This is a genomic window from Serratia sp. MF1(2023) (genome assembly GCF_030954545.1).
Taxonomy (GTDB): Bacteria; Pseudomonadota; Gammaproteobacteria; order Enterobacterales; family Enterobacteriaceae; genus Serratia; species Serratia sarumanii.
This window is the reverse complement of the sequence record NZ_JAVHUX010000045.1, coordinates 41,383-67,119: the sequence shown is the minus strand read 5'-3', so window position 1 is coordinate 67,119 and position 25,737 is coordinate 41,383. Positions and strand designations below refer to the sequence as shown.

Annotated in this window: 15 protein-coding genes; 6 read left to right on the top strand and 9 right to left on the bottom strand. The window is 58.4% G+C overall.

Translation table 11 applies throughout. The features are described 5' to 3' along the window. Window positions 1–135: 135 nt before the first annotated feature. The 5 genes from REA38_RS21500 to ppk1 form a co-directional block, all read right to left on the bottom strand. Entirely contained in the window at window positions 136–3,462 is a 3,327-nt protein-coding gene (locus REA38_RS21500; RefSeq protein ID WP_308886592.1) for a diguanylate cyclase, read from the bottom strand. A gap of 184 nt (window positions 3,463–3,646) precedes the next feature. Next, window positions 3,647–5,080, bottom strand: a complete 1,434-nt coding sequence (gene mgtE, locus REA38_RS21495; protein WP_033654569.1) for a magnesium transporter — start codon at window positions 5,078–5,080, stop codon at window positions 3,647–3,649. Window positions 5,081–5,183: 103 nt separating this feature from the next. Beyond that, window positions 5,184–5,366, bottom strand: coding sequence for a YfgG family protein (locus REA38_RS21490; protein ID WP_004941600.1), 183 nt, complete (start codon window positions 5,364–5,366; stop codon window positions 5,184–5,186). Between the two features lie 181 nt (window positions 5,367–5,547). Continuing rightward, window positions 5,548–7,098: an exopolyphosphatase gene (gene ppx / locus REA38_RS21485; protein WP_043147817.1), complete on the bottom strand. Its 1,551-nt coding sequence runs from the start codon at window positions 7,096–7,098 to the stop codon at window positions 5,548–5,550. A 10-nt stretch (window positions 7,099–7,108) separates the two neighbouring features. Further along, a complete protein-coding gene (gene ppk1 / locus REA38_RS21480) occupies window positions 7,109–9,172 on the bottom strand; it encodes a polyphosphate kinase 1 (protein ID WP_033648827.1) in 2,064 nt (687 codons plus the stop codon). A 396-nt stretch (window positions 9,173–9,568) separates the two neighbouring features. On the opposite strand from ppk1, the gene REA38_RS21475 reads away from it, so the two are divergent. Genes REA38_RS21475 through pstB form a run of 3 tightly spaced genes read left to right on the top strand, consistent with a single transcriptional unit; the run spans window position 9,569 to window position 14,227 of the window. Beyond that, window positions 9,569–11,740, top strand: coding sequence for an ABC transporter permease subunit (locus REA38_RS21475; RefSeq protein WP_033654570.1), 2,172 nt, complete (start codon window positions 9,569–9,571; stop codon window positions 11,738–11,740). Further along, window positions 11,737–13,386 carry a phosphate ABC transporter permease PstA gene (gene pstA, locus REA38_RS21470; protein WP_033648825.1) on the top strand — a complete coding sequence of 550 codons (1,650 nt, stop codon included), beginning with the start codon at window positions 11,737–11,739 and terminating at the stop codon, window positions 13,384–13,386. The genes REA38_RS21475 and pstA overlap by 4 nt, the downstream gene beginning before the upstream one ends. Before the next feature lie 28 nt (window positions 13,387–13,414). After that, on the top strand, window positions 13,415–14,227 hold the full coding sequence (pstB, locus tag REA38_RS21465) for a phosphate ABC transporter ATP-binding protein PstB (RefSeq protein ID WP_019452422.1): 813 nt from the start codon (window positions 13,415–13,417) through the stop codon (window positions 14,225–14,227). Between the two features lie 69 nt (window positions 14,228–14,296). Here the strand turns inward: pstB and REA38_RS21460 are convergent, their stop codons facing one another. Together REA38_RS21460 and REA38_RS21455 are read right to left on the bottom strand one after the other, a co-directional pair. Continuing rightward, window positions 14,297–14,788 (bottom strand): TIR domain-containing protein, encoded by a 492-nt coding sequence (locus tag REA38_RS21460; protein WP_033635524.1) that lies wholly within the window; start codon window positions 14,786–14,788, stop codon window positions 14,297–14,299. Beyond that, window positions 14,785–16,239: an SIR2 family protein gene (locus tag REA38_RS21455; protein WP_308886589.1), complete on the bottom strand. Its 1,455-nt coding sequence runs from the start codon at window positions 16,237–16,239 to the stop codon at window positions 14,785–14,787. The genes REA38_RS21460 and REA38_RS21455 overlap by 4 nt, the downstream gene beginning before the upstream one ends. Window positions 16,240–16,615: 376 nt before the next feature. Here REA38_RS21455 and REA38_RS21450 point away from each other — a divergent pair, with 376 nt between their 5' ends. The 3 genes from REA38_RS21450 to REA38_RS21440 are packed head-to-tail and all read left to right on the top strand — an operon-like array spanning window position 16,616 to window position 24,691. Then, entirely contained in the window at window positions 16,616–18,283 is a 1,668-nt protein-coding gene (locus tag REA38_RS21450) for a ShlB/FhaC/HecB family hemolysin secretion/activation protein (RefSeq protein ID WP_308886587.1), read from the top strand. A 60-nt stretch (window positions 18,284–18,343) separates the two neighbouring features. Next, complete coding sequence (locus tag REA38_RS21445; RefSeq protein ID WP_308886586.1) at window positions 18,344–24,316, top strand: DUF637 domain-containing protein; 5,973 nt, start codon at window positions 18,344–18,346, stop codon at window positions 24,314–24,316. A gap of 9 nt (window positions 24,317–24,325) precedes the next feature. After that, complete coding sequence (locus REA38_RS21440) at window positions 24,326–24,691, top strand: DUF596 domain-containing protein (protein ID WP_033654575.1); 366 nt, start codon at window positions 24,326–24,328, stop codon at window positions 24,689–24,691. Between the two features lie 41 nt (window positions 24,692–24,732). On the opposite strand, the gene REA38_RS21435 is transcribed toward REA38_RS21440, so the two are convergent. Both REA38_RS21435 and speG read right to left on the bottom strand, forming a co-directional pair. Then, complete coding sequence (locus REA38_RS21435; protein WP_039568432.1) at window positions 24,733–24,948, bottom strand: hypothetical protein; 216 nt, start codon at window positions 24,946–24,948, stop codon at window positions 24,733–24,735. Window positions 24,949–25,150: 202 nt separating this feature from the next. Beyond that, window positions 25,151–25,702, bottom strand: coding sequence for a spermidine N1-acetyltransferase (gene speG, locus REA38_RS21430; RefSeq protein WP_004941631.1), 552 nt, complete (start codon window positions 25,700–25,702; stop codon window positions 25,151–25,153). Window positions 25,703–25,737 lie beyond the last annotated feature (35 nt).

Sequence of the window (25,737 nt, the reverse complement as noted above, 5' to 3'; positions counted from 1 at the left end):
CGCATGGGAGTTTCATCTTATTTAATCGTTTAAGCTTCAGGTGTTATTTATATCACTAATCTCGCATGGGTTAACACAATGTGAATAACGGGAGTGCGGCGCCGCCCGCGAGACGGTGCCGGTGAGGGGGAGGGGTTAGCGAATGCCGAAGTAGCCGTCGCTGAGCAACACCGCCAGCGGCTGCTCCAGCGCTACCTGATCGCCATCCGCCAGATCGACGCCGATATCGCGCAGCGCCTGCAGCGTCACCGGCTGGTGGGCCGGCCCGGCGAGCGTCTGCGCTTTGATCCGATGCGCCGCGCCGTTGAGCATCGAGACCATCAGTTCATCCATCTGGTTGCAGTGCACGTTGGTGATAAAGCGTTCATCGACGCGAATGATGTCGATTTTCTGATCGCCCAGCTCATCGAAGGCATTGATGTTATGCCCGAAGCCATTGACGATCAGCCGGCAGCCCAGCTGCTGCAGTTCGCGAAGACACGCCCGGCACTGCGCGGCGTGTTCCAGCACCACGGCCTCATCGACGCTGAACAACAGTGTCTGCGGCGGCAGCGAGGAAGCGCGCACCCTTTCCGTCAGCTCGCGCTGGAAGTCGGTGTTCAGCAGGCTGTCGGTGGCCAGCGGCAACGCGAGCGACAGCCCCTTGCGCTTGATGTCGTCGGCGCAGTGCACCAGCAGCTGCGCCACCGTCCAGCGGTCGATGTCCGGCATCAGGCCGTACAGCTGCGCGGCGGCGATGAATGCCTCGTGCGGCAGCGGCCGATCGTCCGGCGCCATCACCTGCAGCTTCACCTGGTGGAACGCGGCCGACAGCGGCGTCGCCGGCGGCGCGACCGCGCGGGTCAGCAGCCGCAGCTGCCCCTCGCTGACGATCGTCTGCACTTCCTGCAGGCTCAGCAATTCATGCTGCCGCTCCAGCAGCTGTTTTTGCCGCGCTTCATACAGATACACCTGGCCGCGCCCGTGGTGCTTGGCGGTGTAGCAGGCGATGTCGGCCTGGGCCAGCAGCTCGCTGCTTTTGGCGTCGCCGCCGATGCGCGTGATGCCGGCGCTGGCGCCGACGCGATAAATTTTCCCTTCCCAGTAGAACGGATGCTGGCTGATTTGGTTGACCACCTGTTGCATCAGCGATTTGGCCTGCTCCGGCCGGCAGTCGAACAGGATCAGGCCGAATTCGTCGCCGCCCAGCCGGGCCAGGCAGTCGCTGTTGCGCAGCTGGTGCCGCATCAGTTGGGCGATGTCCCGCAGCAAGGCATCGCCCGCCGCGTGGCCGGCGGTGTCGTTCACCGCCTTGAACCGATCCAGATCGAGGAACACCAGCGAATGCGGCGGTGACGGTTCCCCGCCGGCGACGATTGCCGCTTTCAGCTGCTTCTCGAAGCTGGCGCGGTTCGGCAGGCCGGTCAGCGCGTCGTGCGAGGCGCTGTAGCTGAGCTTTTTCATCAGTTCGCGCGAGGCGGTGACATCCTGCAGCACCATCACCGCGCCCATGGTTTCACCGTCGAGGGTTTTCAGCGGTGAGACAGACTGCTGCACGTCGAAATAGCGCCCGTCGCGGCTGTGCAGCACCAATGCGTAATCCGCCGGCCACTGCCGTGGATATTGCGTGAGGTTTTCGATTTCCGGGCCGTCTTTGCCGTTGGTCAGGCGCACCACGCCGGCGACGGGCATACCGATCGCCAGATCGAGCGGCCAGCCGCACATCTGCTCGGCCACCGGATTCATAAAGGTAATGCGCAGGTGGCTGTCGGTGGAGATCACCCCTTCGCCGATGGCGTCGAGGGTGATGTGCAAACGCTCTTTCTCCTCGTGCAGCGCTTCGGCGAGGCTCTTGAGCTCGGTCATGTCGATATTGGTGCCGATCATGCGCAGCGGCCGGCCCTGATCGTCGAGGATCACGTTGCCCTGGCCGCGAATATGGCGCACGCTGCCCTGGCGGGTCACGATGCGGTATTCCATGACGAAAGGCTTGGGGTCGGCCAACAGCGCGGCCAGCTCGCGATCGGTGCGGTCGCGATCTTCCGGCACCAACAGGGTGCGCCACAGCGCCAGCGTCGGCGTTTGGTCGGGATTGAGATCGTAGAGTTCGAACATGCGCTGATCCCAGGTGAAGTTTTCCTGGCTCATCACCCATTCCCAGATGCCGACGCCGCCCACCTGATTGGCCAGCGTAATGCGCTCCACCAGCCGGTTGTTTTCCGCCTGGCTGCGCTTCAAATCGCTGATGTCCTCCACCTGCGAGATGAAGTACAGCGGCAGCCCTTCGGCGTCGCGCACCAGCGAGACCGCCAGCAGCGCCCAGACGGTCTGGCCGTCGCTGCGGATGTAGCGTTTCTCCATGGTGTAGCTGCTGATATGGCCATCGAGCAGGTCGTGCAACTGGCTGAGATCGGCGGTGAGATCGTCGGGATGCGTAATTTCTTGAAAGGTCAGCTTATGCAGCGCCTCAGGCGTATAGCCGAGCAGCGCGCACAGCGCCTGATTGACCTGCAGCCATTTCCCCTGCGGCGACACCAGCGCCATGCCGATGGCGGAATACTCCAGCGCGCTGCGAAAGCGGCTTTCGCTCTCGACGATGTGCTGTTTTTCCACCCGAAAGGCGTGCATCACCACCGCCATCGCGTGCGCCGGGATTAAAATCAGCAGCATCGGCAAGTACAGACCGAGATCGCCAAGGTGCTTGCCGGAAGCCTGGAAATGCAGCAACCCCAGCGAAATCATCACGGTGATCAGCAAGAGGGTGCAGAAGCAAACGGTGAACGCCTCAAAACGCGGCAGTGCGATGGCTGCCCACAGCAGCGGCAAAATCACGAACGTGAACGGAAAAGGCAGGTAGGTCAGCGCCACAAAGCTGAAAGCCAGCGTAACCATCAGCGTCAGCAATAATGGAAACGGGTTCAGCGCCGTCAGGGTGCGACGATTATAAGAGAGGCCGATCGGCGCCAGCGACAGCACCCCTATCGCTTCGGAAATGAACCAGGTACCGAACGGCTGCCAAAAAGGCTGGCCTGGCGCGGGCACCAGGCCGGCGGCCAGCAGCGCGCTGAACAGCGGGGTAAAAATTACCGCGCACACCACAAAACGCAGCCAACTGGCGAGATCGTTCAACGGATCGTACGGGTGTAGCATGCGGCGCAGCAGCAGGGCGCAAACCGCCGCTTCCAGCAGGTTGATGGCGGCCAGCTTGATGGGCGTGGCGCTGACGCCGAACAGCAAGAAGCTGGCGAGCACGATGCCGAGGCCGCTGGCCAACAGCGGCAGGCCCCAGTGGCGCGGGGCGTGGCGGTACAGCACCGCGATAGCGGCGGCGGTCGGAAACCACAGCGGGGTGAAGTGGCTGGCTTCGCTGGACAGCGACAGGCTCAGCAAGGCGAGCAGAAACGTCGCCAGCGCCACTAACAGGGAATGCGTCAGCACGACGCCTTTGTGGGTGCCGAACGTGTTCGGCGCGCTGATCTCCATAGACACCCTTACCGATGGCCTCTGTCAGTGATTTGATTCATGACGTGGATGAATTAAGACGATTTATTGGCAAAGGGTAGTACAGCGCGAGAGGAAAACCTACCGGGATGGCCGACTTTACTGCGTTAACGCAAACCCGGCGACAGAATGGCGAAAAAGCCGGCGCGCGCCGGCTTTTCGCGTATTACAGCAGGAACAGGGTGGCGAGGCCGAGGAAGATGAAAAAGCCGCCGGTATCGGTCAGCGCGGTGATGAGCACGCTGGAGCCGACCGCCGGATCGCGGCCCACTTTGAGCATGGTCATCGGGATCACTACGCCCATCAGCGCCGCCAGCAGCAGATTGAGCAGCATCGCCAGCGTCATCACGCCGCCCATCGCCGCGTCGCCGTACAGCAGCCAGGTGATGACGCCCATGATGCCGCCCCACACCACGCCGTTGATGATGGCGACGCCCAGCTCTCTGAGCATCAGGCGCGAGATGTTGCCGACTTCGATCTGGTGCAGCGCCAGCGCGCGCACGATCATGGTGATGGTCTGGTTGCCGGTGTTGCCGCCGATGCCGGCGACGATCGGCATCAGCGCCGCCAGCGCCACCAGCTGGGAAATGGTGTGTTCGAACAGGCCGATCACCCGCGAGGCGATGAATGCGGTGCAGAGATTGATCGCCAGCCAGGCCCAGCGGGTCTTGACCGCCTTGCTGACCGGGGCGAACACGTCTTCTTCCGGGCTCAAACCGCCCATGCGGCGCAGGTTGGTGTCGCTCTCTTCGTTGACGGCGTCGACGATCTCTTCGATGGTCAGGCGGCCCATCAGTTTGCCCTTGGCGTCAACCACCGGGGCGCTGATCAGGTCGTAACGTTCGAACGCGCCGGCCGCTTCATCGGCCTTGTCTTCGGGCTGAAAGGTGGCGGGATCGCTGTCCATCACTTCGCGCACCGGGATCTCCGGATCGTTCAGCAGCACTGCGGTCAGTGGCAGCTCGCCCAACAGGGTGTTTTTGCGATCGGTGACGAACAGTTTATCGGTGGCGTCGGGAATGGTTTTGCGCATGCGCAAGAAGCGATGCACCGCGCCGAGCGTGACGTCCGGCCGCACCGTCACCAGTTCGAAATCCATCATCCAGCCGACGCTGTCTTTGGCGTACTGGCTCATCTCGCGCACCTGGGCGCGCTGCTCCGGCTCCAGCGAGGTCAGCAACCGGCCCATCAGGTTACGCGGCAGGTATTGCGCCAGGTAGGCCTGTTCGTCGACGTCCAGCGTTTTGATCGCTTTGAGCAGGTCTTTGTCGCTCATTTCCTCGATCAGGCTGTCCCAGACCGGTTCGGCGACCTCCACCAGCGTCTGGCCGCGCTTGCTGTTGCCCACCAGCCGCCACAGCGCCATACGTTCGTCCTGCGGCAGCGCCTCCAGCAGGTCCGCCAGGTCGGCGGCGTGCATATCGTCCAACAGACCGGTGATTTCCGCCGTCTGGTTCAGCAGTTCGCTTTGGCTGAGGGCGTGTTCATCCCCTGGCCGGCCGAGAATGCCGTCGACCAACTCCTTATTGTTCAACAGCAGAGTGAGAATGCGCTGGCGGTATTCAGCGACTTTTTTGACGTTATGGGTTGCGGCTGACATGGTGTTCCTTTACGGGCGCTCGGCGTTCCTGACGCAGGCTCATTAAAAGATAGAGCATAGCGGGTGCCGGCGTCATTTTTATGAAACGGCCGGGGTGCGGCGGTTATTCAGAGGAGGCGTCCTGTTGCGGCGCGCTGACTTCGGCGGCGTTTTGCGCAGCGGCCTGCTTTTTTTCCTGATGATGAGGCACCGCCACCACGGCGGCGTACAGCAGTCGGCCGACTAAAATGATAAAGCTGATAAACAACACTATCTTCGTCATCTGTCCGGTGGTTTTCTTGCGCATATATCACCCGGTATGCCGGTGTCCTGTGTTATTCGCTCGAGAATTTGTAAGCGGATTTTAGGCGCTGATGACAAAAGTTGTCCATTTTTTTCCGGCGTGCGGGGCGGTGTATTAGGGCTTCGTTTAGGTTGACGGGGCGAGGGCGGAAAGAAAAACCCCCTGTCTGGCAGGGGGCGGGGGATCAGGCGGAGCGCTGTTCGTTTTGCGAGCCTTCTTCTTCGATCAGCAGCTTCCAGCCGACGACGTCGTTCCAGTAGGCCTGTTCGCGCTCGAAATCGAGCTGCACCAGGTTGTTCTGCGCCAGGTAGCCGGCCGGGAAGCGCAGCGTCCAGTGGTTGTCGTCGGTGGTCAGGCGCAGCGTTTCCGGCGTGGTGGTCGACTGACGCTGGTTGTTGAGCAGGGTGCTCAGACGCAGCAGCTGGATCAGCGGCAGGTAGTGCTTCTTCTTGAACAGGTTGAGGCGCGGCAGCTCTTCGAGCTTGATCGCCTTGCGGTGGAAACGCACCAGCGCCGACAGCAGCAGCTGCTGTTCCTGGTTGAAGCCAGGCAGGTTGGAGTTTTGCAGAATGTAGGCCGAATGGCGGTGCATGCCGCTGTGGTTGATGCTCAGCCCCACCTCGTGCAGCATGGCGGCCCATTTTAGCAGCGCTTCCAGCTGCGGATGCGCCAGCTTGGTGTTTTGCGCCATCCACTGCGAGTAGAGCAGCTCGGTGGTTTCCAGCACACGCTTGGCCTGTTCGCGGTCGATGTTGTAGTGATCGGCCAGGCTCTTGGCGGTGCGGCTGCGGATGTCCTGATGGCGGAAGCGGCCTTCCATTTCATACAGCACGCCTTCGCGCAGCGCGCCGTCGGACAGGCGCAGATCGCGGATCGCCAGCGCGTCGAACACGCCGCACAGGATAGCCAGCCCCGGCACGAACACCGATTGGCGATCCTCCGACAGCCCCGGCAGGCTCAGCGAACTGAAGCTTTTGAACTGCAGCACCTGTTCGGCGAGCATTTCCAGGCGATCCAGGGTGATGAGACCGTCTTTTTCCCCCATCGCCACCAGCACTTCGTGGGCGGCCTTGATGGTGCCCGAGGCGCCCAGCGCGTACTGCCAGCCCTGAATGCGGTACTGCCAGGCCAGCGTTTCCAATTTTTGCGCCGCCGCCAGCCGCGCGCGGCGGAAGTTGTTTTTGCTGATCTCGCCGCCCGGGAAGAACAGCTGGGCGAAGCTGACGCAGCCCATGCGGCGGCTTTCCGCCAGCAGCGGCTCGAAGTCTTCGCCGATCACCAGCTCGGTGGATCCGCCGCCGATGTCGATCACCAGCTTGCGGCCTTTCTCCGGCTGAGTGTGCTCCACGCCCATGAAGATCAGACGCGCCTCTTCCTGACCGGCGATGATTTCGATCGGGTAGGGGATCACTTTGGCGGCGCGCTTGAGGAACACTTCGGCGTTCACCGCCTGACGCAGGGTGTGCGTCCCGACGATGGTGACGTTATCCGCCGGGAAGCCCTGCAGCCGTTCGGCAAACAGCGCCAGGCAGGCCAGGCCGCGTTCTATCGCCTCTTCACTGAGTACGTTGTTGCTGTCCAATCCGTCGGCGAGATGCACCCGCTGTTTTAAACGGCCCAATACCTGTAAGGCGCCGTTGACGACGCGGGCGATCACCATGTGGAAACTGTTCGACCCGAGGTCGATGGCGGCGATTTCCTGCGGTTTGTTCGTTGCAGTGTTTTTTAGCGGCATAGTTGCTGGCCTACTGTCCTGGTTGTTCCAGAGCTTTTAAATACTCGTAAATAGCCACCTGGGCACGCACTTTGCGGCGGTTGCCGCGCGGCACGTACTGGTTGCTCAGTTCTTTATCCACATAACGGGCCTTGACCGTATCGCTGAACAGGATCTCCAGAATGTCCAGAACGCGCTGTTTCAGCGCCGGATCCAGCAGCGATACCGCCACTTCGATACGGTAATCTATGTTGCGGGTCATCCAGTCGGCGGAGGACAGATACACCCGTTTGTCACCTTTATTGTCGAAAACGTAAACCCGGTCGTGTTCCAAAAAGCGATCGACGATGCTGATCACCTGAATATTGTCGCTGATCCCCGGCAGGTTGGGAATCAGGGAACACATGCCCCGCACCAGCAGGCGGATCTTCACGCCGGCGCCGGACGCGGTATATAACCGATCTACCAGCCCTTTATCCACCAGATTATTAATTTTCAACATAATGCCGGCCTGTTCCCCGGCCTGGGCGTTGGCGATTTCGTTGTCGATCAGCTCATACAGCTTCAGGCGCGAGTTCTGCGGCGACACCATCAGGTTGTCGAAGGTGACCGGCCGGTAGGGGTTCTCGATAAAGTTGAACACCCGACGCACCTCGTTGGTGATGCGTGAGTCGGCGGTCAACAGCGAATAGTCGGTGTAGATGCGCGCGGTTTTTTCGTTAAAGTTGCCGGTGCCGATATGAGCATAGCGCACAATTTCATCGCCTTCACGGCGTGAAATCAGGAACAGTTTGGCGTGGATTTTCAGGCCCGGCGCGGAGAAGATCACGTGTACGCCGGCCTCGGTCAGGCGCTTCGCCCAATGAATGTTGGCTTCTTCGTCGAAGCGCGCCTGCAGCTCGACCACCACCGTGACTTTTTTGCCGTTGTGCGCGGCGTGGATCATCGATTCGATGATGCGTGAATCTTTCGCTACCCGGTAGATGTTGATCTTGATAGCCAACACGCTCGGATCGAACGACGCCTGGCGCAGCAGCTCCAGCACGTGCTCGAAGGTGTGGTACGGATAGTAGAGCAGCACGTCTTTTTCGCGAATGGCGTCGAAGCCGTTGCGGAAACCGTCGAACCAGATGTGGCGCAGGCGCGGCAGCGGCTTGTTGACCAGGTTGGCCTTGCCGACGTTCGGGAAGCTGATGAAATCTTTGAAGTTGTGGTAGCGGCCGCCGGCGATCACCGAATCGTAGTTGGAGATGCCCAGCTTGCCGCGCAGCAGTTCCACCATTTCGTTCGGCATGTCGCGCTGATACACGAAGCGCACCGGCTCGGCGGTCAGGCGCTGTTTCAGGCTGGAGGACATCAGTTCCAGCAGGCTGGATTCCATTTCGGTCACCAGATCGTACTCCGCGTCGCGGGTCATTTTCATCGAGTAGGCGTTGAGCGCGTCGTAGTCGAAGAAGCCCTTGAAGATATCGTCCAGGCAGTAACGCAGAATGTTGTCCAGCAGGATCATCGGCTTGCGGCGGCGCGGCGCTTCCGGCGGCAGATTGACGAAGCGCGGCACCTTGTCGGACGGGATCTCCAGCAGCGCATAGTCGATGCGCGCGCCGCGGATGATCTCCACCGCCAGATAGGTGTAATCGTCTTTCAGGAACTGCACCAGATTGGTGTCGTGATTGATCAGGATCGGCGTGATGTGCTGGCGCAGATGCTGTTTGAAATATTGCCGCAGCCAGATTTGCTGGTTCTCGGACACCTGGCGTTCGTTGATCAGGAAGATCTGGTTACGCGCCATTTCCAGCAGCAGATCGTTATACAGGCCGTCGAACTCCTGATCGGTTTTCAGCACCTTGGCCTGGATCTTTTTCAGCAGGTGGCGCGAGGCGCCGGCGGAGCCTTGCTCTTCGCTGATCAGGATGCGCCGTTTGAGATCGGCGAAGCGGACTTTATAGAATTCGTCGAGGTTGTTGGAGTAAATGCCCAGAAAACGCATACGTTCAATCAGGGGATTGCTCTTATCTGCGGCTTCCTGCAACACGCGTTCATTAAAGGATAACCAGCTTAGTTCTTTTTCGATGTAGAGCTTTTCCTGACCCATTGCCACTCCAGTTCAAATTTAGAATAGGATCCGGGACGCAGCGCCCGGATGCCGCTCTAGTGTCCTTGATCATTATTGCGAGAGATTGACAGGAAAGTCCAACATATCCATTGCGTTGGCGCGCGGCATTTTTCGGCGGCAATAAATTTTCGCCGAGGCGGGACGCCCGGCAGTGAAGTGAGTAGCATGAAATGACGATTGTCAGGCTCATTTTTGGTGATATTAATCGTGTTTACGGTCATTTTTCAGCAATATACCGACGCCATATTGTCTGTTTGCAGTGTAAAAAACCTGGAGTTTGGCGGGTAACTTTGTCATGCAAACGTCATAAAACTGACATAAGATGCCCGGTTATCTTACGGCGCAAGCCCGATTACATCAGCGACAGCGAGACACATGACACAGACGACGGCCAATCAACATCCCCGAGATCGCATGCGCGGGCGCATCGACCGTGGCGTGCAGGCGGCAGTGACCGCCAGCGGGCTGATGGTGCTGATGACGTTGATGCTGATCTTCGTTTATCTGCTGTTTGCGGTGCTGCCGCTGTTCAAACCGGCCTCGCTCGGCCAGGCGCAGCCGCTGCCGATCGCGGCGTCGGCCCCGGCGCTGGCGCTGGGCATGGACGTGCAGCAGCGCGTCGGTTACCGCATCGACGCGCAGGGCGCGGGGCAATTTTATCGCCTGACGCCGACCCCGAACGGCCAGCCCCAGGCGCCGCTGGCGCAGCAGACGCTGTTGGCCAAGCCAGCGCTGCTCGCGCAGGCCGCCGGAGAGCGCGATCTGTTTGCGCTGGCGCAGGCCGACGGCCGCTTGGTGGTGGCGCGCGCGGATTTCGCGACGGCGGAGACCGGCCGGCCGCAGTGGCTGTTCCCGCTCGGGCAGCAGCCGTTGGCGCTGGATCCACAGCGCAAGCCGCTGAAACTGATGACGCTGGCGGATGCGCATCGCGGGCAGTATCTGCTGGCCGGGGTGACCGACGATCGGCGCCTGGTGTTCGGCCGTTTCAGCCCCGACCGGCCGCCGCAGTTCAGCGAGCGCCCGCTGGAACATGATGCTGAGCAACTGGTGCTGACGCCGGATGGCCGCCAGCTTTACCTGCTGACCGGCAACCGGCTGGCGCGTTATCAGATCGACGGCGCGCAGCTGCAGCTGCGTGAAACGCGTACCCTTGGCGAACATGCCCCGTATCAGATGACGGCGCTGCCTGGCGGCAGCGCGCTGCTGATCAAGGGCGCCGACGGCAATCTGCGCGAGTGGTTTGAGGTGGAAAAAGATCGGCGCTGGCGCCTGACGGCAGTGCAGCATTTCGACCACGGCGCCGACGGGCGGGAGCTGACGGTGGCCGAGCCTTACCGCCGGGTGTTCGCCACTCTGCGGCCCGACGGCGGTTTTTCGCTGTTCTCCGCCATTCAGCCGCAGCCGCTGCTGAATGCCCGTTTGGGTGCCGAGGTGCGGCAGATGGCGTTCGCGCCGCGCGGCGATGGCCTGCTGCTGGAGAGCGCGCAGGGCTGGCAGCGCTATGCGCTCGACAATCCGTATCCGGACGTCACCTGGCGTTCGCTGTGGGGCAAGGTGTGGTATGAGAACTACCCGCAGCCGGCCTACGTCTGGCAGTCCACCTCCGGTGAAGACAGCTACCAACCCAAATTCAGTTTGATGCCGGTAATCTTCGGCACCTTCAAGGCGGCGGCTTACGCGATGCTGTTCGCCATTCCCCTGGCGCTGGCCGGCGCTATCTATACCGCTTATTTTATGACGCCGGGGCTGCGGCGGGTGATCAAACCGGCTATCGAAGTGATGGGCGCGTTGCCGACGGTGGTGATCGGGCTGGTGGCCGGCATTTGGCTGGCGCCGATCATCGAGCAATACCTGTTGGCGGTGCTGGCGTTGCCGCTGCTGCTGGCGGCGGCGGTGCTGCTGTGTGGCGCATTGACCCACCGCTTTATGCCGCGTTGCCGGCCGGGTGTCGATCTGCTGTTGCTGTTGCCGCTGCTGGCGTTGACGGTGTGGCTGGCGCTCAGCCTCGGGCCGCGGCTGGAGGTGGCGCTGTTCGGTGAGCCGCTGCATTTCTGGCTGGGGGATAATTACGACCAACGCAATGCGCTGGTGGTGGGCGTGGCGATGGGCTTCGCGCTGGTGCCGATCATCTTCTCGCTGGCGGAGGATGCGCTGTTCAGCGTGCCGGCTACCCTGAGCCAGGGCTCTTTGGCGCTGGGTGCCACCCAATGGCAGACGGTGATCAAGGTGGTGCTGCCTTCCGCCAGCGCCGGGATTTTCTCCGCGCTGATGATCGGCTTTGGCCGCGCGGTGGGGGAAACCATGATCGTGCTGATGGCCACCGGCAATACGCCAATTATCGACGGCAGCCTGTTCCAGGGGCTGCGGGCGCTGGCGGCCAATATCGCCATTGAAATGCCGGAGGCGGTCTCCGGCAGCAGCCATTACCGCGTGCTGTTCCTGACCGCATTGGTGCTGTTTATCTTCACCTTCGTGTTCAACACGCTGGCGGAGGCGGTGCGCCTGCGGCTGCGCAAGCGTTACACGCCAAATCAGGAGGCGCCATGAAGAACTGGGTGAAGAGCGGGTCGCCGTGGATTTGGCTCACCGCCGGTTCGGTCGCCGTCAGCCTGTTGGCGCTGATCGGCATCCTGTTGCTGCTGGCCGGGCAGGGGATGCGCTATTTCTGGCCGAGCCCGGTTTATCAGTTCGAGCTGAATCAGAACGGCGCCGGGCCGGTGACGGTGATCGGCGAGCTGTACCAGCAGCAAAGCATTTCGCGCCGCCAGCTGACGGAGGCGGGTGTGACGCCGCCGGGCGAGGCGCAAAGCGTCGAACGTTATCTGATCAAGGTCGGTAACCGCGAGCGCGAGGGGCAGGATTTCCGCACGCTGCTGGCCAGCGACATCGGCAGCCAAAGCACGCCGCGCAGCCTGCTGGTGCTGGAGCGCGACAGCCACGGCACCGCTTACGGCTATCTGGCGGGGCTGCTGGAGGACGGGCAACCGCTGACCGGCCGCAATCTGGGGCAGGCGTTGCAGCAGCGGCTGCCGCAAATCGCCGCGCTCTCGCGCCAGGCGCACGACATTCAATTTCGCGATATGGCGCGCATCAATCAGCAGTTTGACGCGCTGCGGCTGCGGGAAAAGCGCCTGCAGCGCGACGATAAGCTGGACGCCCGCGCGCAGGACGCCATCAAGGCCGAGCGGCTGGAGTTGCAGCGGCAATACCAGCTGCTGTCCGAACGCCTGGCGGGGCTGAACCGCGATCGCCAGCGTGATGCGCTGCTGCTGCGCGATATGCATGGCCAGACGTTGACCATTCCGCTCAGCCAGGTACGCGATGCCTGGTACCCGAACGCCATGAACACCAGCGAGAAGTTGGCGCATTGGGGCGAGCAGGTGAAGAAGTTCCTCACCGACAGCCCGCGTGAGGCGAATACCGAAGGCGGGGTGTTCCCGGCCATTTTCGGCACGGTGTTGATGGTGATCCTGATGTCGATCGTGGTGATGCCGTTTGGCGTGATCGCGGCGGTATATCTGCACGAGTATGCCGGCAACAATCTGCTGACGCGGGTGATTCGCATCGCGGTGGTCAACCTGGCCGGCGTGCCCTCGATCGTCTACGGCGTCTTCGGCCTCGGCTTTTTCGTTTATATGATAGGCGGCACGCTCGACCAGCTGTTCTATCCTGAATCCTTGCCCAACCCGACCTTCGGCACGCCCGGCGTGCTGTGGGCGGCGCTGACGCTGGCGCTGCTGACGCTGCCGGTGGTGATCGTCGCCACTGAGGAAGGGCTGTCGCGCATTCCCACCTCGCTGCGGCAGGGCTCGATGGCGCTGGGCGCCAGCCGGGCCGAGACGCTGTGGCGCATCGTGCTGCCGATGGCGGCACCGGCGATGATGACCGGCCTGATTCTGGCGGTGGCGCGCGCCGCCGGGGAGACCGCGCCGCTGATGCTGGTGGGGGTAGTGAAATCGGTGCCGGTGCTGCCGGTGGACGAGATTTTCCCGTATCTGCACCTGGAGCGGAAGTTTATGCATTTGAGCTTCCAGATCTACGATATGGCATTCCAGAGCCCGAGCGTAGAGGCGGCGCGACCGCTGGTGTTCGCCACCGCCTTCCTGCTGGTGACGATCGTGGTGAGTTTGAATCTGGCGGCGATGGGTATCCGCCATTCGCTGAGGGAGCGGTACCGAGCATGGTCGCAGTAACAATGACGCTATTTTTGGGGAGTGCGTAATGGGTTTGATGACGCCAGGCAGTTTGCCCCGGCTGGATGTCCAGCATCTCGACGATGAACAGACCGCGCTGGCGGTCAACGGACTGAACCTGTTTTATGGTGACAAACAGGTGCTGCACGACATTTCGCTGCGCATTCCGAAGCACCGGGTGACGGCCCTGATCGGCCCTTCGGGCTGCGGCAAATCGACGCTGCTGCGCTGTTTCAACCGCATGAACGATCTGGTGGACAACTGCCGCATCGAGGGCGATCTGCAGCTGAACGGCGCGGCGATCTCCGGCGCGCAGATTGACGTGGCGGCGCTGCGGCGGCGGGTGGGCATGGTGTTCCAGCGGCCGAACCCGTTCCCGAAATCGATCTATGAAAACGTGGTGTACGGCCTGCGCTTGCAGGGCGTGCGCGACCGGCGCTTGCTGGATGAAGCGGTGGAGCGTTCGCTGCGCGCCGCCGCGCTGTGGCATGAGGTGAAGGATCGGCTGCGTGAAAATGCGTTCCGCTTGTCCAGCGGCCAGCAGCAGCGCCTGGTGATCGCGCGCGCCATCGCCATCGAGCCGGAAGTGTTGCTGCTCGACGAGCCGACCTCGGCGCTGGATCCGATCTCCACGCTGACCATCGAGGAGCTGATTTCTGCGCTGAAACAGCGTTACAGCGTGGTGCTGGTGACGCACAACATGCAGCAGGCAGCGCGCGTCTCCGACTACACCGCTTTTATTCATCAGGGGCGGCTGGTGGAGTACAACGATACCGACGCCATCTTCACCTCGCCGCGCCAGCGCCGCACCGAAGATTATATTACCGGGCGGTATGGGTGAGCGACGTGCCGCACCCCTAGCGAACGAAAGGCTGCAGGATAATGCAGCCTTTCGTCTTTAGGGCGGCCGTCAGTAATTTTCGCGAATGCGGATCGCTTCTTCTACCCACTCCGCCAGATTTTCCTTGATGTGATTATAGACATTGGCGCTGGTCAAATAAGGCGGGTCATAGGCTTTGGCGATTCCGGAAAGCTTTCTATCCCCCAGCTTGATATGATCCAACGGGTTGTTGCCTTTTCGGGCTTGTTCGCCGGCGCTGTCTTTCAGGTTATGGATATACACCACCAGCACGCCCATGCCTTTCTTCCAGGCTTCGCAGATTTCGAAGTTGATCCACTTGCGATTGGCGGTATCTTTACCCGCGAGAATCACGGCGCAGCTCCGATTGTCCAACTGGCCTTTGATCCAAGCGGCGATGGCGTCGTCACCGCCTTTTTTCACTTCCTCCCAATCGTTATCCGTGGCCGGCCGGTTACCTTCCAGCGAGCCCATTTCGCGTATCTGAGAAGCGCGCCAGTTGTCCGGCTCATAATGGAAACTGTAAAAACATTTTCTGGTCATCGAGGATTATCCTTAGTAATGATATCGATAAGTGCCAACAGGCATGTTTTCTTCTCCGCCAGGCTGCCCGGCTCGTTAAGTTGATCCAGCAGGTTCATGGCGACGGGATGGCGGTGATAGAGGGTGTCTTTCATCTCCTCCTTGATTTTTCGGTAGATCTCGGTGGATGCGCCGCCGGTACAACCGATAGGAATGCAGACGCAGCCTTGTTCCGCAGCGATGTGGAACTCTTTCAATAAACCGTCGGCCAGCACGCATTCGCCTTCGGCGTTACGCTTGTTGCCGAACAAAAAAACCGCGATGCCGCTGAGCGAAATCATGTTCTGGCGGTATTCGTGCCAAAGTGCCGGCAGCGTAATGCTCCCGCTGGCGAATTGGGGGAAAGGGCGCAATACCAGCTGGCTTTCGCTGATTTTCCCCCCGCTGGCGTAAATGGCTTCCAATGCGCCGTTGATCACCGCCGTGCCCACGCCCCAACCGAAGCCGTTGACGATGCGGTACTGTTTGCGGATAAGCAGGCGCGCCAGGCGGTGTATGAACTGGATGGACTCTTCACGGGCATAGGGGTGGTAGTTGTCGGCGCTGCCGGAGATAAACACCGTGCTTTTCTTGAATTGCGTTTCGATGGCATACAGCAGGTCGGTGATTTGCCGATAGTCCTCCACCAGCAGCGTTTGAATGCCGTAACGGCGCAGATCGTTGACCATCAGGCTTTGTTTTCGGCTGTTGTAATCATAAGACGCCTGATCCTCGCTGCCGCTGTCGCCAGGCTGAACGCGCCGCATGATGCAGTAGTGGTTTCTTTTCCCTTCGCCGTACTGCGCGTAAAGGCGACTCAATACGTATTGCAGGTTGGGGTCTTCAAAGCTGAAACCGATAAACAGGAAGGTTTTGGCGGTCAACTCCGCCATCAGCATGTTGATAAAAGGAAGGTGTGTACGGGAGTAAGTTTCGTATTGTTCGCGGGTGATAATCGCCTGGTTGGGGGTTCTATAATCACCATGCATTTTATATAAGACAACATCGCGTTTGTGAATATTGTTGGTCAGACTTTCCGGCGTGGTTTTAACGTCGCAGACGCGATTATAACGGGCATAGGTTTTTTCAATCAGATCGTCGTAGTTGGTTGTCCAGAGTGACGCTATCGGCAATCTGGCAATGATCCGATGATTTTCAGTTTCTTCCGCTTGCTCAGCGAATTCTGTAATTATTTTTTGATTTATCTTATGCCTGTTGCCTTTTTCATTGAGATGATATTGAGCCAGAGAAATAAGGTCGCTTTCTTTTTCTATATCCAGCCCCAATTCATAAGCGATATCACCGATAAGCTCTTTCCAGCTGACGAAACCGGCGGGTATGGACAGCCCGGCGCCGGCAAACAGCGCGGCGCTGCCGGCTTTGATATCATTAACGTAATCACGAATAAACAGTTCTATATCACGTACTGGCATTAGGAAATCCTGATATTTTCCGAGGTTCTTGATTGGTTAGTTATAAATTATGGCTTTCATGAATAATTGCATTAAACAAAATATCACGGTAAGACGGCGGGTTAATTTTGTAAACTTTATTTTTTATTTTTAGCGATATTGTGCGTGTTATTTAACTCTTGAATTTATTATTGGTAATTATTTGGGTTTTTAATTCATGTGTTAATAATATCCGCCATCAGGAAATGTGGCGGCAAGCTCGACAAAATATATTCCTGATGTTTAACCACGTTGTGAACCCGATCAAACAAAAACAATTCTCATTATCATTGATCGTCGACGTAAAATGTATATACTTCGATAATCTATGTAAACTAACGTAAATGGATGTGTTTAAATGTGTGCATGGAAGCCCGGGATTTGGCCTGCACTCTTGGCGCTCTGCGCTCCGGCGTGGTGTGCGGAGATCGCCAGCCCTGCTGACCGCGACAGCATTACCCAACAGCAGAAAACGTTGCTGGAACAGGCGCAACAACAGCGCGAGGCGCTGCAAAATAACGTTGAGTTGCCGGCCTTGCCGCTGCCTGTGTCGGCCGCCGCAGGGGCGGTTTGCCAACCGGTGCGGCAAATCGTTTTTCAGGGCGCCGAACATCTTTCCTGGTCGGTAAAAGAAAGCCTGGCGCGCCCGTATCAGGGGCGCTGCCTGACGCTAGAGCACATCAACCGTCTGGTGCGCGAAACCACCAATGCTTATCTGCAACGCGGCTATGTCACCTCGCAGGCCTGGCTACAGGAGCAGGATATCTCCCGCGGCGTGTTGACCGTGAGCGCCAGCGAAGGGCGAATCGAGTCCATCACGCAGAACGGCGAGCAGACGCTGGCGCTGAAAATGGCGTTTCCCGGCCTGGTTGGCGACGTATTGAATCTGCGCGATATTGAGCAGGGCATGGAGCAGCTCAACCGCCTGCCATCGCAACAGGTGGCTATCGATATTCAACCCGGCGAACAACCCGGCTTTTCCAACGTGGTTTTGCTGCGTGGCGCCCGGCGCGCGCCGGTCTCTTTCTCTTTCGGCGCCGATAACAGCGGCCAGAGAAGCACCGGCACCGGGCAGATGAACGCCGCCTTCACGCTGGATAACCCACTGCGCCTCGCCGATCAATGGTCGCTTTCCGCAGCGCGCAATAACGATTTCAGCCCGCATTACCGCAGCCGCAGCCTGAACGGCGGCGTCACCTTACCCTACGGCTATTGGCTGTTCAGTTACCAGTACGCCTGGAACGATTTTTTCCAGCGGGTGCCGTTCAACGGCGCGGCTTACCGCTATCAGGGCAACAACCAGACCCAGCGTCTGGGCGCCAACCGCACGTTGCTGCGGGATGGCAAACGCAAGCTGGCCGTCGATATCGGGCTGGCGCGGCGTACCACGGAAAATAAGCTGGCGGGGGAACGGTTGGGCGTCAGCAGCCCGACGCTCAGCGTCGCCAGCCTGGGCCTCAATTACAGTGCGGCTGCGGGCGGCGGCTATATGACGCTGAACCCGACGGTAAGCCGCGGGCTGCGCATGCTGGGCGCCACCGCCGACGATCCTGAGCGCGACGGGGCGCCGCGCAGCGAGTTCCGCAAGCTTGGCCTCAGCGCCAGCTACTTTTATCCGCTCGCCCTCTCTCTCTATTACCTGACCTCGGCCTATGGGCAAACCAGCGCAGACAACCTGTATGCCGGCGAGCGCATTTCCATTGGCGGGCAATACTCGGTGCGTGGCTTTAAAGAGCAGTACCTGACCGGAAATCGCGGCGCCTACTGGCGCAATGAACTCAACTGGCAATGGCAGACGTTGCCGGGGCTGGGAGAGCTTTCTTTCACCGGCGCGTTAGACGCCGGTTGGTTGCAGGGGCGCGCCGGTCTGATAGACGGCGGCAGCGTCGCCGGCGCGGCGCTGAGCGCGACGTTAAACGGCCGCTGGTTCAATCAGGCGGTCACCGTCGGTAAATCGCTGACGCACCCAGGCAGCCTGCAACCGGATCGTTGGGTGGCCTACTGGCAAGCCACCGTCACGTTATAACGCCAGCACACAGCAGGAGCGCCTCGGCGTTCAAAACAACATCCTTTCGAAGGAATGAATATGGATAAGTCCACTTCCCCTTTGGCGCGGGGCGCCAGCTATTTGCTGATCTACCTGACGGCTTTCCAGCCGTTGCACCCGGCGTTCGCCGCCGGCATTACCGCCGCTAACGGCAATACGCAGGTGGTTATCAAGCCGGGCAACGTACCGGTGGTGAATATCGCCACGCCGAACGGCGCGGGGATTTCACACAATACCTACAAGGACTTTAACGTCGGTACGCCCGGTGCGGTGCTGAATAATGCCATCCAGGGTGGCAAGACCCAACTGGGCGTGACTATTGAGAATGCAAAGGGCAACCCGAATCTGAAAGGGAAGCCAGCAGAACTTATCATCAACGAAGTCACCGGAGGCAGTCGTTCCGAGCTGCAGGGCAAGCTCGAGGTGTTCGGCAACAAAGCCAACGTGATGATCGCCAACCCGAATGGCATCACCTGCAACGGCTGCGGCTTTATCAACGCGCCGGGCGTGACGTTAACCACCGGCAAACCGCAGTTCGACAAGCAGGGCGCGCTGGAGGCGCTGGAGGTGAAAAAAGGCGGCGTCACCATCGGCGGTAAAGGGCTGGACGGCAGCGGCGCCGACTATGTTGACATCATCAGCCGCGCCACCGAGCTGAACGGCAAAATCAACGCGCAAAACCTGTCGCTGACCCAGGGCGCTAACCGCATCAGTTTTAAAGACGGCACCATCAAGCCGATCGCTGGCGAAGGCGCCAAACCAGTGTTGGCGGTGGACACCAAGGCACTGGGCGGCATGTACGCCAACAAAATCCGCCTGGTGGCCAATGAGGATGGGGTAGGGGTGAACCTGAAAGACCTCACCAGCAAACAGCGGGATATTACGCTGAGCGTTAGCGGGCGGATTGAGTTGGGCAATACACAGGCAGCGACAGACTTGAACGCCAGCGCCAGGGAAATTCATATCTCATCGGGCGTTAAGGTGCGCGGTGAACGTGACGTGACAATGGCTGCCGATACGCTCAATAACAACGGCAATGTTACGGCGCATCGCGATATGCGGGTGTTTGCCGATACGGTACGCAATGTGGCACTACGTGATGGCGACAACACCGCATTGCATAGCAACAATAATCTCTGGATTCAGAAAGACGCTCAGGGGAATAAAGCCAAACAGATAGAAAACCGCTCTGCACGCATTCAGACCAACAGCGGTGATTTGGTTATACGCACGGAGAATTTGAACAATGTCAGGCAAGAGGTTCAAGCCGTTTGGAAAAATACTCCCGCTAACTCTAAAGCGTTCAATAAATCCTTGGTAGGAAGTTATTACGACTCACGGCAAGGTGTTGACGCTATTGTGCTGCTGGAGCCTGAACTGAAGGACTTTGGCATCGGCAGTTGGTTTGGCGAAATCAACCTGTCGAAAGGCGACAAGGTTAATGTGGGGAAAGACGAGTATCTTCTGGTGAAATCGCAGGCGCCGGGGGTGATAAATTCAGGCAACAACGCTTATATCAACGCGACAACGTTATGGAACGATCAGTCGAATATCAGCGCGGCCAAAGATCTGATCCTGACGGGGAACGATTTTACCGTAAAGAGCATTCAACTCGGCCAGAAAGATCGGTACTGGCGTCTGGGAACGAACACGTTTGGCGTTGGGGCGTTTGCCCGTGACGAAGATGCGCCTCCCGGAGATTGGGATCTGCTGTATGTCACGGAAAAAGCGCCTTATACCAAGCAGCAGGAACTTGTCGTCTGGCGAGCAAAGGGGCAGCAAAAATCATCGATTACCGCCGGCAATAATCTCACTGCGGATTTTAAAAATAAGATAGAGATCAGTACGCCGACGCCTCATGAAAATCAGCTGAATGAAGTGGTCACCTCCGGCAGGCCAGAGTCGCTAAAGGCACGGAATGTTCTGCTGCATGCCAAAAACATCGTCGGTACTGATGCGATTCGTGCCGACGGCAATATCACCGCGATTGCCGAAGATCGGATTGTTCTTGGGCAAGGTATTTTGGCCGCCGGAAAAGAGCTGTCTCTGACGGCGGTCAACGCCATCGACGCCTGGCAAAGTGAGCTGAAAGGGCAGGACGTCACGCTAAACGCCAAAAACGGTGAGATAAAGATACATTCCAGCGAGAAACCTCACTACTTCCGCCCTGACGGTTCGCGTTGGTTGGGCAGCCTTGAGGCTTCACGCGATTTGTCTCTCACGGCTGGCAGTACCATTACGTTGCTGAATACGCTGCTGGCGCCGCAAAGTCGCAATATCGCCATGACGGCTAACGGCAGCATTGCAATCGTAAAAAACAGCGCGTTGTTGGAGGGGCCGCTATTGGGGGGGCCGGTTTCTCCGGCTAAACGGCAGGAATACTTCAACCAGCTGTTGGCCAGTGGCCAAATGAGGGCAACGGGTTCGGTTCTGCTCAATAGCGGTGGCTATCTGGCGCTCCGCGGCGCCAAGATTAATGCGGATAAGGACGTTACGCTGTTAGCCGCCCATAACGCCGATCTTAACTACCGTGAACTTGACGGCCGATTCAATGCGGTTTTCCCTGTGTCCCGCACGCCTGAACTGGGCAGCCGGGTACACGCCGGCGGCAATTTGCTGATTAACTCGGCCCGCGACATCGGCACCCAGGGCGGCGCGCTCTCCGCTAACGGCAATATCACGCTGCTGGCCGGGCAGAATCTATGGTTGTCGAACCTGGCCTATTCCGCCATTGATGCCGCCAACGACAACAACAAAGACGACCGCCATGTGGTCACTGCACTCAGCGCGGGTAAAAACCTGACCGCGTCGGCGAATAACCAACTGCTGACTTACGGCGCCAGGCTGACCTCCGGCGCCAACATGACGCTGACCTCCGGCGGCGATATGCGTTTCGAGGCGGTGCAAAATCACACTTACCGCGAGGGCGGCAACGAGTTCACCGAAACTCGCACCCAGCAAGGCACCGAGCTGAATGCCGGCGGTCTGATGACGGTGATTTCCGGCGGCAGCATTCTGTTCCAGGCGACCAAGCTGGTGGTTAAAGGATTAGGGGCGAACTGGAAACCGTCGGTGGCGGTGACGGATTGGGGAAGCCGGATAGCGGCGGCGGAGCAGGCGGTTAGAAATGCAGAGCAAAATGTTAATCAAAAACAGAATGTACTGAACAACGTTAGAAATACGCCTGAAGGTTTGTTACTCGATAATCCTGCTCAGCATCCTATTTCATACAAGCACAGTAGTTCTGTAATGATACCGGGTACGGGGACTTATCACCTCGATATGGGGAATATTGAAATAAAAACCCGTTCAGATCTGGATAGATTGCTTAATGAGGGAGGGAAGGCATTTGACCCATTCCCTTATGGTGTCGATCCTGCGGAAACATCCGGTGATGGTTATGAGATTGCGCTGGCAATTCGAAAAAAGACGATAGATGAATATGAAAATTTGCGTCAACGCATAATCAAAAAAAAGAATGAGATACACGCCGCCCAACAAGCGTTGAATTCTGTTGATAGTGAAAAGGTAAACGCAAATAGGAAATTAGTTAGCGTCCGACAGGAAGCCCAAGCTAAACATGCGGAAGAAACAAGGCTGAAAGCCCAGGTCGATGCCCACAACCAGGCAGAGGCCATGCGTGTCGGCAATATGGATATTGCCGCCAAGGGCGGCTATCTCTACGCCCAGGCGATGGAAGAGTCCAGCCATTACGAGAAAAAGGAAACCAAGCGCAAATGGTGGGGCAAGAAAACCGAGGTTAAGCAGACCCGCCACGACGTGACCAACAAGGTTACCGAGTTTACCGCCGCCGGCAATATCACGCTGATGAGCCGCGACGACAGCACCTATGAAGCCAGCAAAATCGCCGCTGGACAAAACGCACGCCTGACCAGCTCCCGTGGCCAGGTTAACTTCCGCGCGGTGAAAAACACCTCTTTCGAACAGACCGTCAGCAATTCGAAAGGCTTCTTTATCAAGCAGGCCAATAAAGGGTACGAAGACAATAAGTGGGTGCTGCCGAGCATTCATACCGGTGGCGCCTTGACCGTAGAGGCCGCCAAGGGCGTCAGCGCCGATGTGAAGGTGAAAAACGGCCAGGCGCTGCAAAGCGCCATCGACGCCCTGGGCAATACGCCGGGCACCACCTGGGTCAAAGATCTGAACAAGCGCAACGACGTGCAGTGGAGCAAGGTCAAAGACGCTTACGACAGCTGGGATTACAAGAGCCAGCACCTGAACCCGGCGGTGGCGGCGGTGATCGCCATCGCGGCAGCGGCGGTGACCGCAGGCAGTTCACTGGCGGCCTCGGCGGCCTCCAGCGTTTCCGGCGCCGTGGGCGGCGGGGCGGTAACCAGCGGCGCGGTCACCGCCGGGATGTCTTCGCTGGCCTCCCAGGCGGCGGTGGCGTTGGTGGAGAACCAGGGCAACCTGTCGAAAACCCTGCAGGCGCTGGGTAGCAATGAGAACGTCAAGGCGACCGCCACGGCGATGGCGATCGGCGGCGCGCTCAACGGTTTCGACAGCGCGATGGGCTGGAGCAAGGACGCGGCGGGCAAACCGCTTAATCCAAACAACGTCAAACTGCCGCAGCTGAGCAACGGCGACTGGAGCAAGGTGGCGCAGCGGGTGGCCGGGCAATCGGTCATCAGCTCCAGCCTGAATACCGCCATTAACGGTGGCAGCTTCAAGGACAACCTGACCAATGCGCTGTTGGCGAACATCGGCAGCCAGGTTCAGGCCGAGGGCGCCAATCTGATCGGGGATAACGGCGACGTTCTGGGTACCGCCGGGAAGTCAGTCAGCCATGCGGTTGTGGCGGGCATCGCCGCGGAAATCGGGCGCGGTGACGGTAAAGGGGCTGCTGCAGGAGCGCTGGCGGCGGAGCTGGCCGGGGTCGTGATGCAGAGCACGCTGTTCGAACCGGCCAATCTCAACGAAAAGGAACGCCAGCTCTACCGTTTGCAGGAAGCGCTAAACGGCAATGAAGTAAAAGAGCAAACGGCACGAGTGATCGGGGCTTTGACCGGGGCGTTGACAACGCATACGCCGGAAGGCGCCTACAGTGCTGCGGACAGCGCGCAGTCGATTTATCGCTACAACATGACCGAACATATGTTGATGCAGTATGCGCTGGATAATCAGAAAGACATTTTGGCCGCTGATAAAGGTGATGTTGCTGCGGCAAAACGTGTTGTGGCTCGCCGAGAAGCTGCCGCAATAGTGGCGACCGTAGGTGGCGGCGGTCTGGTACTTACTGCGGGGGGAATGACGCTGGTGGGAGCTGCGCCAGAATTGGTTCTGGCTGCACGATTGGCAATTGCCGGTTGCAAAACTAACCCCGCGCTTTGCCTGAACCAAGCCGGTATTTATGCGGCAGACATTGTGGCTCCAGAGGCGATTATTGGTACTGGCGCCATAACGACCGGCAGCACATTGATTTTGGGTAAGACTGAAGACAGCGTGAGGAAGTTGAGCCGACAGCTGGTGAACGCTTCCGATGAATTATACAAAACAAAAACGCTCAACACTCAGCCGGTTGCCGATTTTATCAAAGGAGAAACAGCAGCCGGGGCGAATTTGTCGACTAAAACGGCAGATTATTTGCGGGCCATGCAGAAAGCTAACACTAACCAGTTGGTCAAGGTGTTTGACCCGAAACAGAACGAAAGTAAGCTGAACGTGTTTGGTCAGCAGTTTGAGCCGGTGTTAGGTGAGGGTGGCGGCAACAAGTCCGGAACAACAAAAGTATTTGCGACGGGTAAGCTCTCTGATCGAGAGATCATCGACTATGCCCAATCGCTGGCTGGTGCGGTGCCATTGGAAGAGAAAAAGACTCCCTTAGGCATGGTTTATTATGCAAAAAAAGATGGTGTAACTATCAATCTGAGGAAGTATTCAAGTAGCGATGAGAAGACAAAAGCTCGTTGGACTATTGATATTATTGGCAACGATAGCCTAGAGGCTCTGCAAGGAAAGGTTAAAAAGAGAATTGAAATAAAGTTTCGATGAGGATTTCACATGCTGTATAGCGATGAAGAATACAAGTTGTTTAGTTATGAGCTAGAAGGAACATCTATTGGTACGGTGTGGTCAGCCATGAGAGCTGATAACTTTGAAAAAGCTGTGATGTCGTATGAAGAGAGAGAGGCTTATTTTTTAGAGCTCCTACATCGACTTATGCAAGATGGGAAAATAAAGTTAGCTAGCAGAGGCAAATTCCTGGAGGGAAGTGTCGATGAGCAGATTGCACTGTATCGCGAAAAGTTCCCAAAAAATCAAGAGGAAATGGATGCCGATGCTTTCGACGGATTCTGGTTTCTGACAGAGGAATGCCCCGGCGGCATCGTCTGGATCCATGATAGCGGCTATGAAGATTGGACCTGACCCACACACAGAAACGGCTCTTCGGAGCCGTTTTTGTTTTTTTATCGTCCCCGCCCCGAAACCCGCAGCACCAACCCCACCAGCAACAACACACCGCCCGAGGCGTAGAGCGGGAACCAGCGCGTCCACCAGAGCGGGGAAAACAGCGGGGCGCTATTGGGATCTGCAGGCGCGTAGCCGCTATAGGTATTCAGGCCGGCGGTTATGGCGAACATGACCAGACCGATAAAAAGCAGCAGGTTTGAGATGGTCGTCATTATATTTTTCCTTTGTAGAGGCAGAGGGTAACTCTTACTATCACCATTAATTATTGTTCGATTAATTATCTCGGGAAATATTATTTATTTCCGTATTCATCAGGCTATTTCCTGACGATAAAATAGCATCCATTAATACTAGCCACTTATTTCCCAATAAAAAACCCGCCTGGGCGGGTTTTCTCTTTTTTCTCGCTAAGCGTCACTTCACCAGCGGCTTATCATTGGGCGTTTTGAACTTCGCCAGGTATTGCGGCTGGAAGATGCACATGCGCAGCACGGTGCGGTATTCGCCGTTGACGAAGAACTCGTCGATCAGCTCGCCTTCCACGTTGAAGCCCAGCTTGCTGTAGATGTGGATCGCCTTCGGGTTCTCTTTGTCGACGATCAGGTACAGCTTGTACAGGTTCAGCACCGAGAAGCCGTAGTCCATCGCCAGGCGGGCGGCGGTGCTGGCATAGCCTTTGCCCTGGTGGGCGGGATCGATGATGATCTGGAACTCTGCGCGGCGGTGGATGTGATCGATCTCCACCAGCTCTACCAGGCCGACCTTGGCGCCTTCGTGCTCGATGATAAAGCGGCGCTCGCTCTGATCGTGGATGTGTTTGTCGTAGAGATCGGAAAGCTCGACAAAGGCTTCGTAGGGTTCTTCAAACCAATAGCGCATAACGCTGGCATTGTTGTCCATCTGGTGGACGAACGACAGATCGTCCCGTTCCAATGGGCGTAACCTGACGCTGGCAGTGCTGGACATGTGGGCTCCTCTGTGCCGTGAAATTGTGCAAAGTA

Excerpts from the sequence above, each read along its gene's own strand:
- REA38_RS21500 (WP_308886592.1), bottom strand. The coding sequence starts at position 3,462 with ATGGAGATCAGCGCGCCGAACACGTTCGGCACCCACAAAGGCGTCGTG.
- mgtE (WP_033654569.1), bottom strand. The coding sequence starts at position 5,080 with ATGTCAGCCGCAACCCATAACGTCAAAAAAGTCGCTGAATACCGCCAG.
- REA38_RS21490 (WP_004941600.1), bottom strand. The coding sequence starts at position 5,366 with ATGCGCAAGAAAACCACCGGACAGATGACGAAGATAGTGTTGTTTATC.
- ppx (WP_043147817.1), bottom strand. The coding sequence starts at position 7,098 with ATGCCGCTAAAAAACACTGCAACGAACAAACCGCAGGAAATCGCCGCC.
- ppk1 (WP_033648827.1), bottom strand. The coding sequence starts at position 9,172 with ATGGGTCAGGAAAAGCTCTACATCGAAAAAGAACTAAGCTGGTTATCC.
- REA38_RS21475 (WP_033654570.1), top strand. The coding sequence starts at position 9,569 with ATGACACAGACGACGGCCAATCAACATCCCCGAGATCGCATGCGCGGG.
- pstA (WP_033648825.1), top strand. The coding sequence starts at position 11,737 with ATGAAGAACTGGGTGAAGAGCGGGTCGCCGTGGATTTGGCTCACCGCC.
- pstB (WP_019452422.1), top strand. The coding sequence starts at position 13,415 with ATGGGTTTGATGACGCCAGGCAGTTTGCCCCGGCTGGATGTCCAGCAT.
- REA38_RS21460 (WP_033635524.1), bottom strand. The coding sequence starts at position 14,788 with ATGACCAGAAAATGTTTTTACAGTTTCCATTATGAGCCGGACAACTGG.
- REA38_RS21455 (WP_308886589.1), bottom strand. The coding sequence starts at position 16,239 with ATGCCAGTACGTGATATAGAACTGTTTATTCGTGATTACGTTAATGAT.
- REA38_RS21450 (WP_308886587.1), top strand. The coding sequence starts at position 16,616 with ATGTGTGCATGGAAGCCCGGGATTTGGCCTGCACTCTTGGCGCTCTGC.
- REA38_RS21445 (WP_308886586.1), top strand. The coding sequence starts at position 18,344 with ATGGATAAGTCCACTTCCCCTTTGGCGCGGGGCGCCAGCTATTTGCTG.
- REA38_RS21440 (WP_033654575.1), top strand. The coding sequence starts at position 24,326 with ATGCTGTATAGCGATGAAGAATACAAGTTGTTTAGTTATGAGCTAGAA.
- REA38_RS21435 (WP_039568432.1), bottom strand. The coding sequence starts at position 24,948 with ATGACGACCATCTCAAACCTGCTGCTTTTTATCGGTCTGGTCATGTTC.
- speG (WP_004941631.1), bottom strand. The coding sequence starts at position 25,702 with ATGTCCAGCACTGCCAGCGTCAGGTTACGCCCATTGGAACGGGACGAT.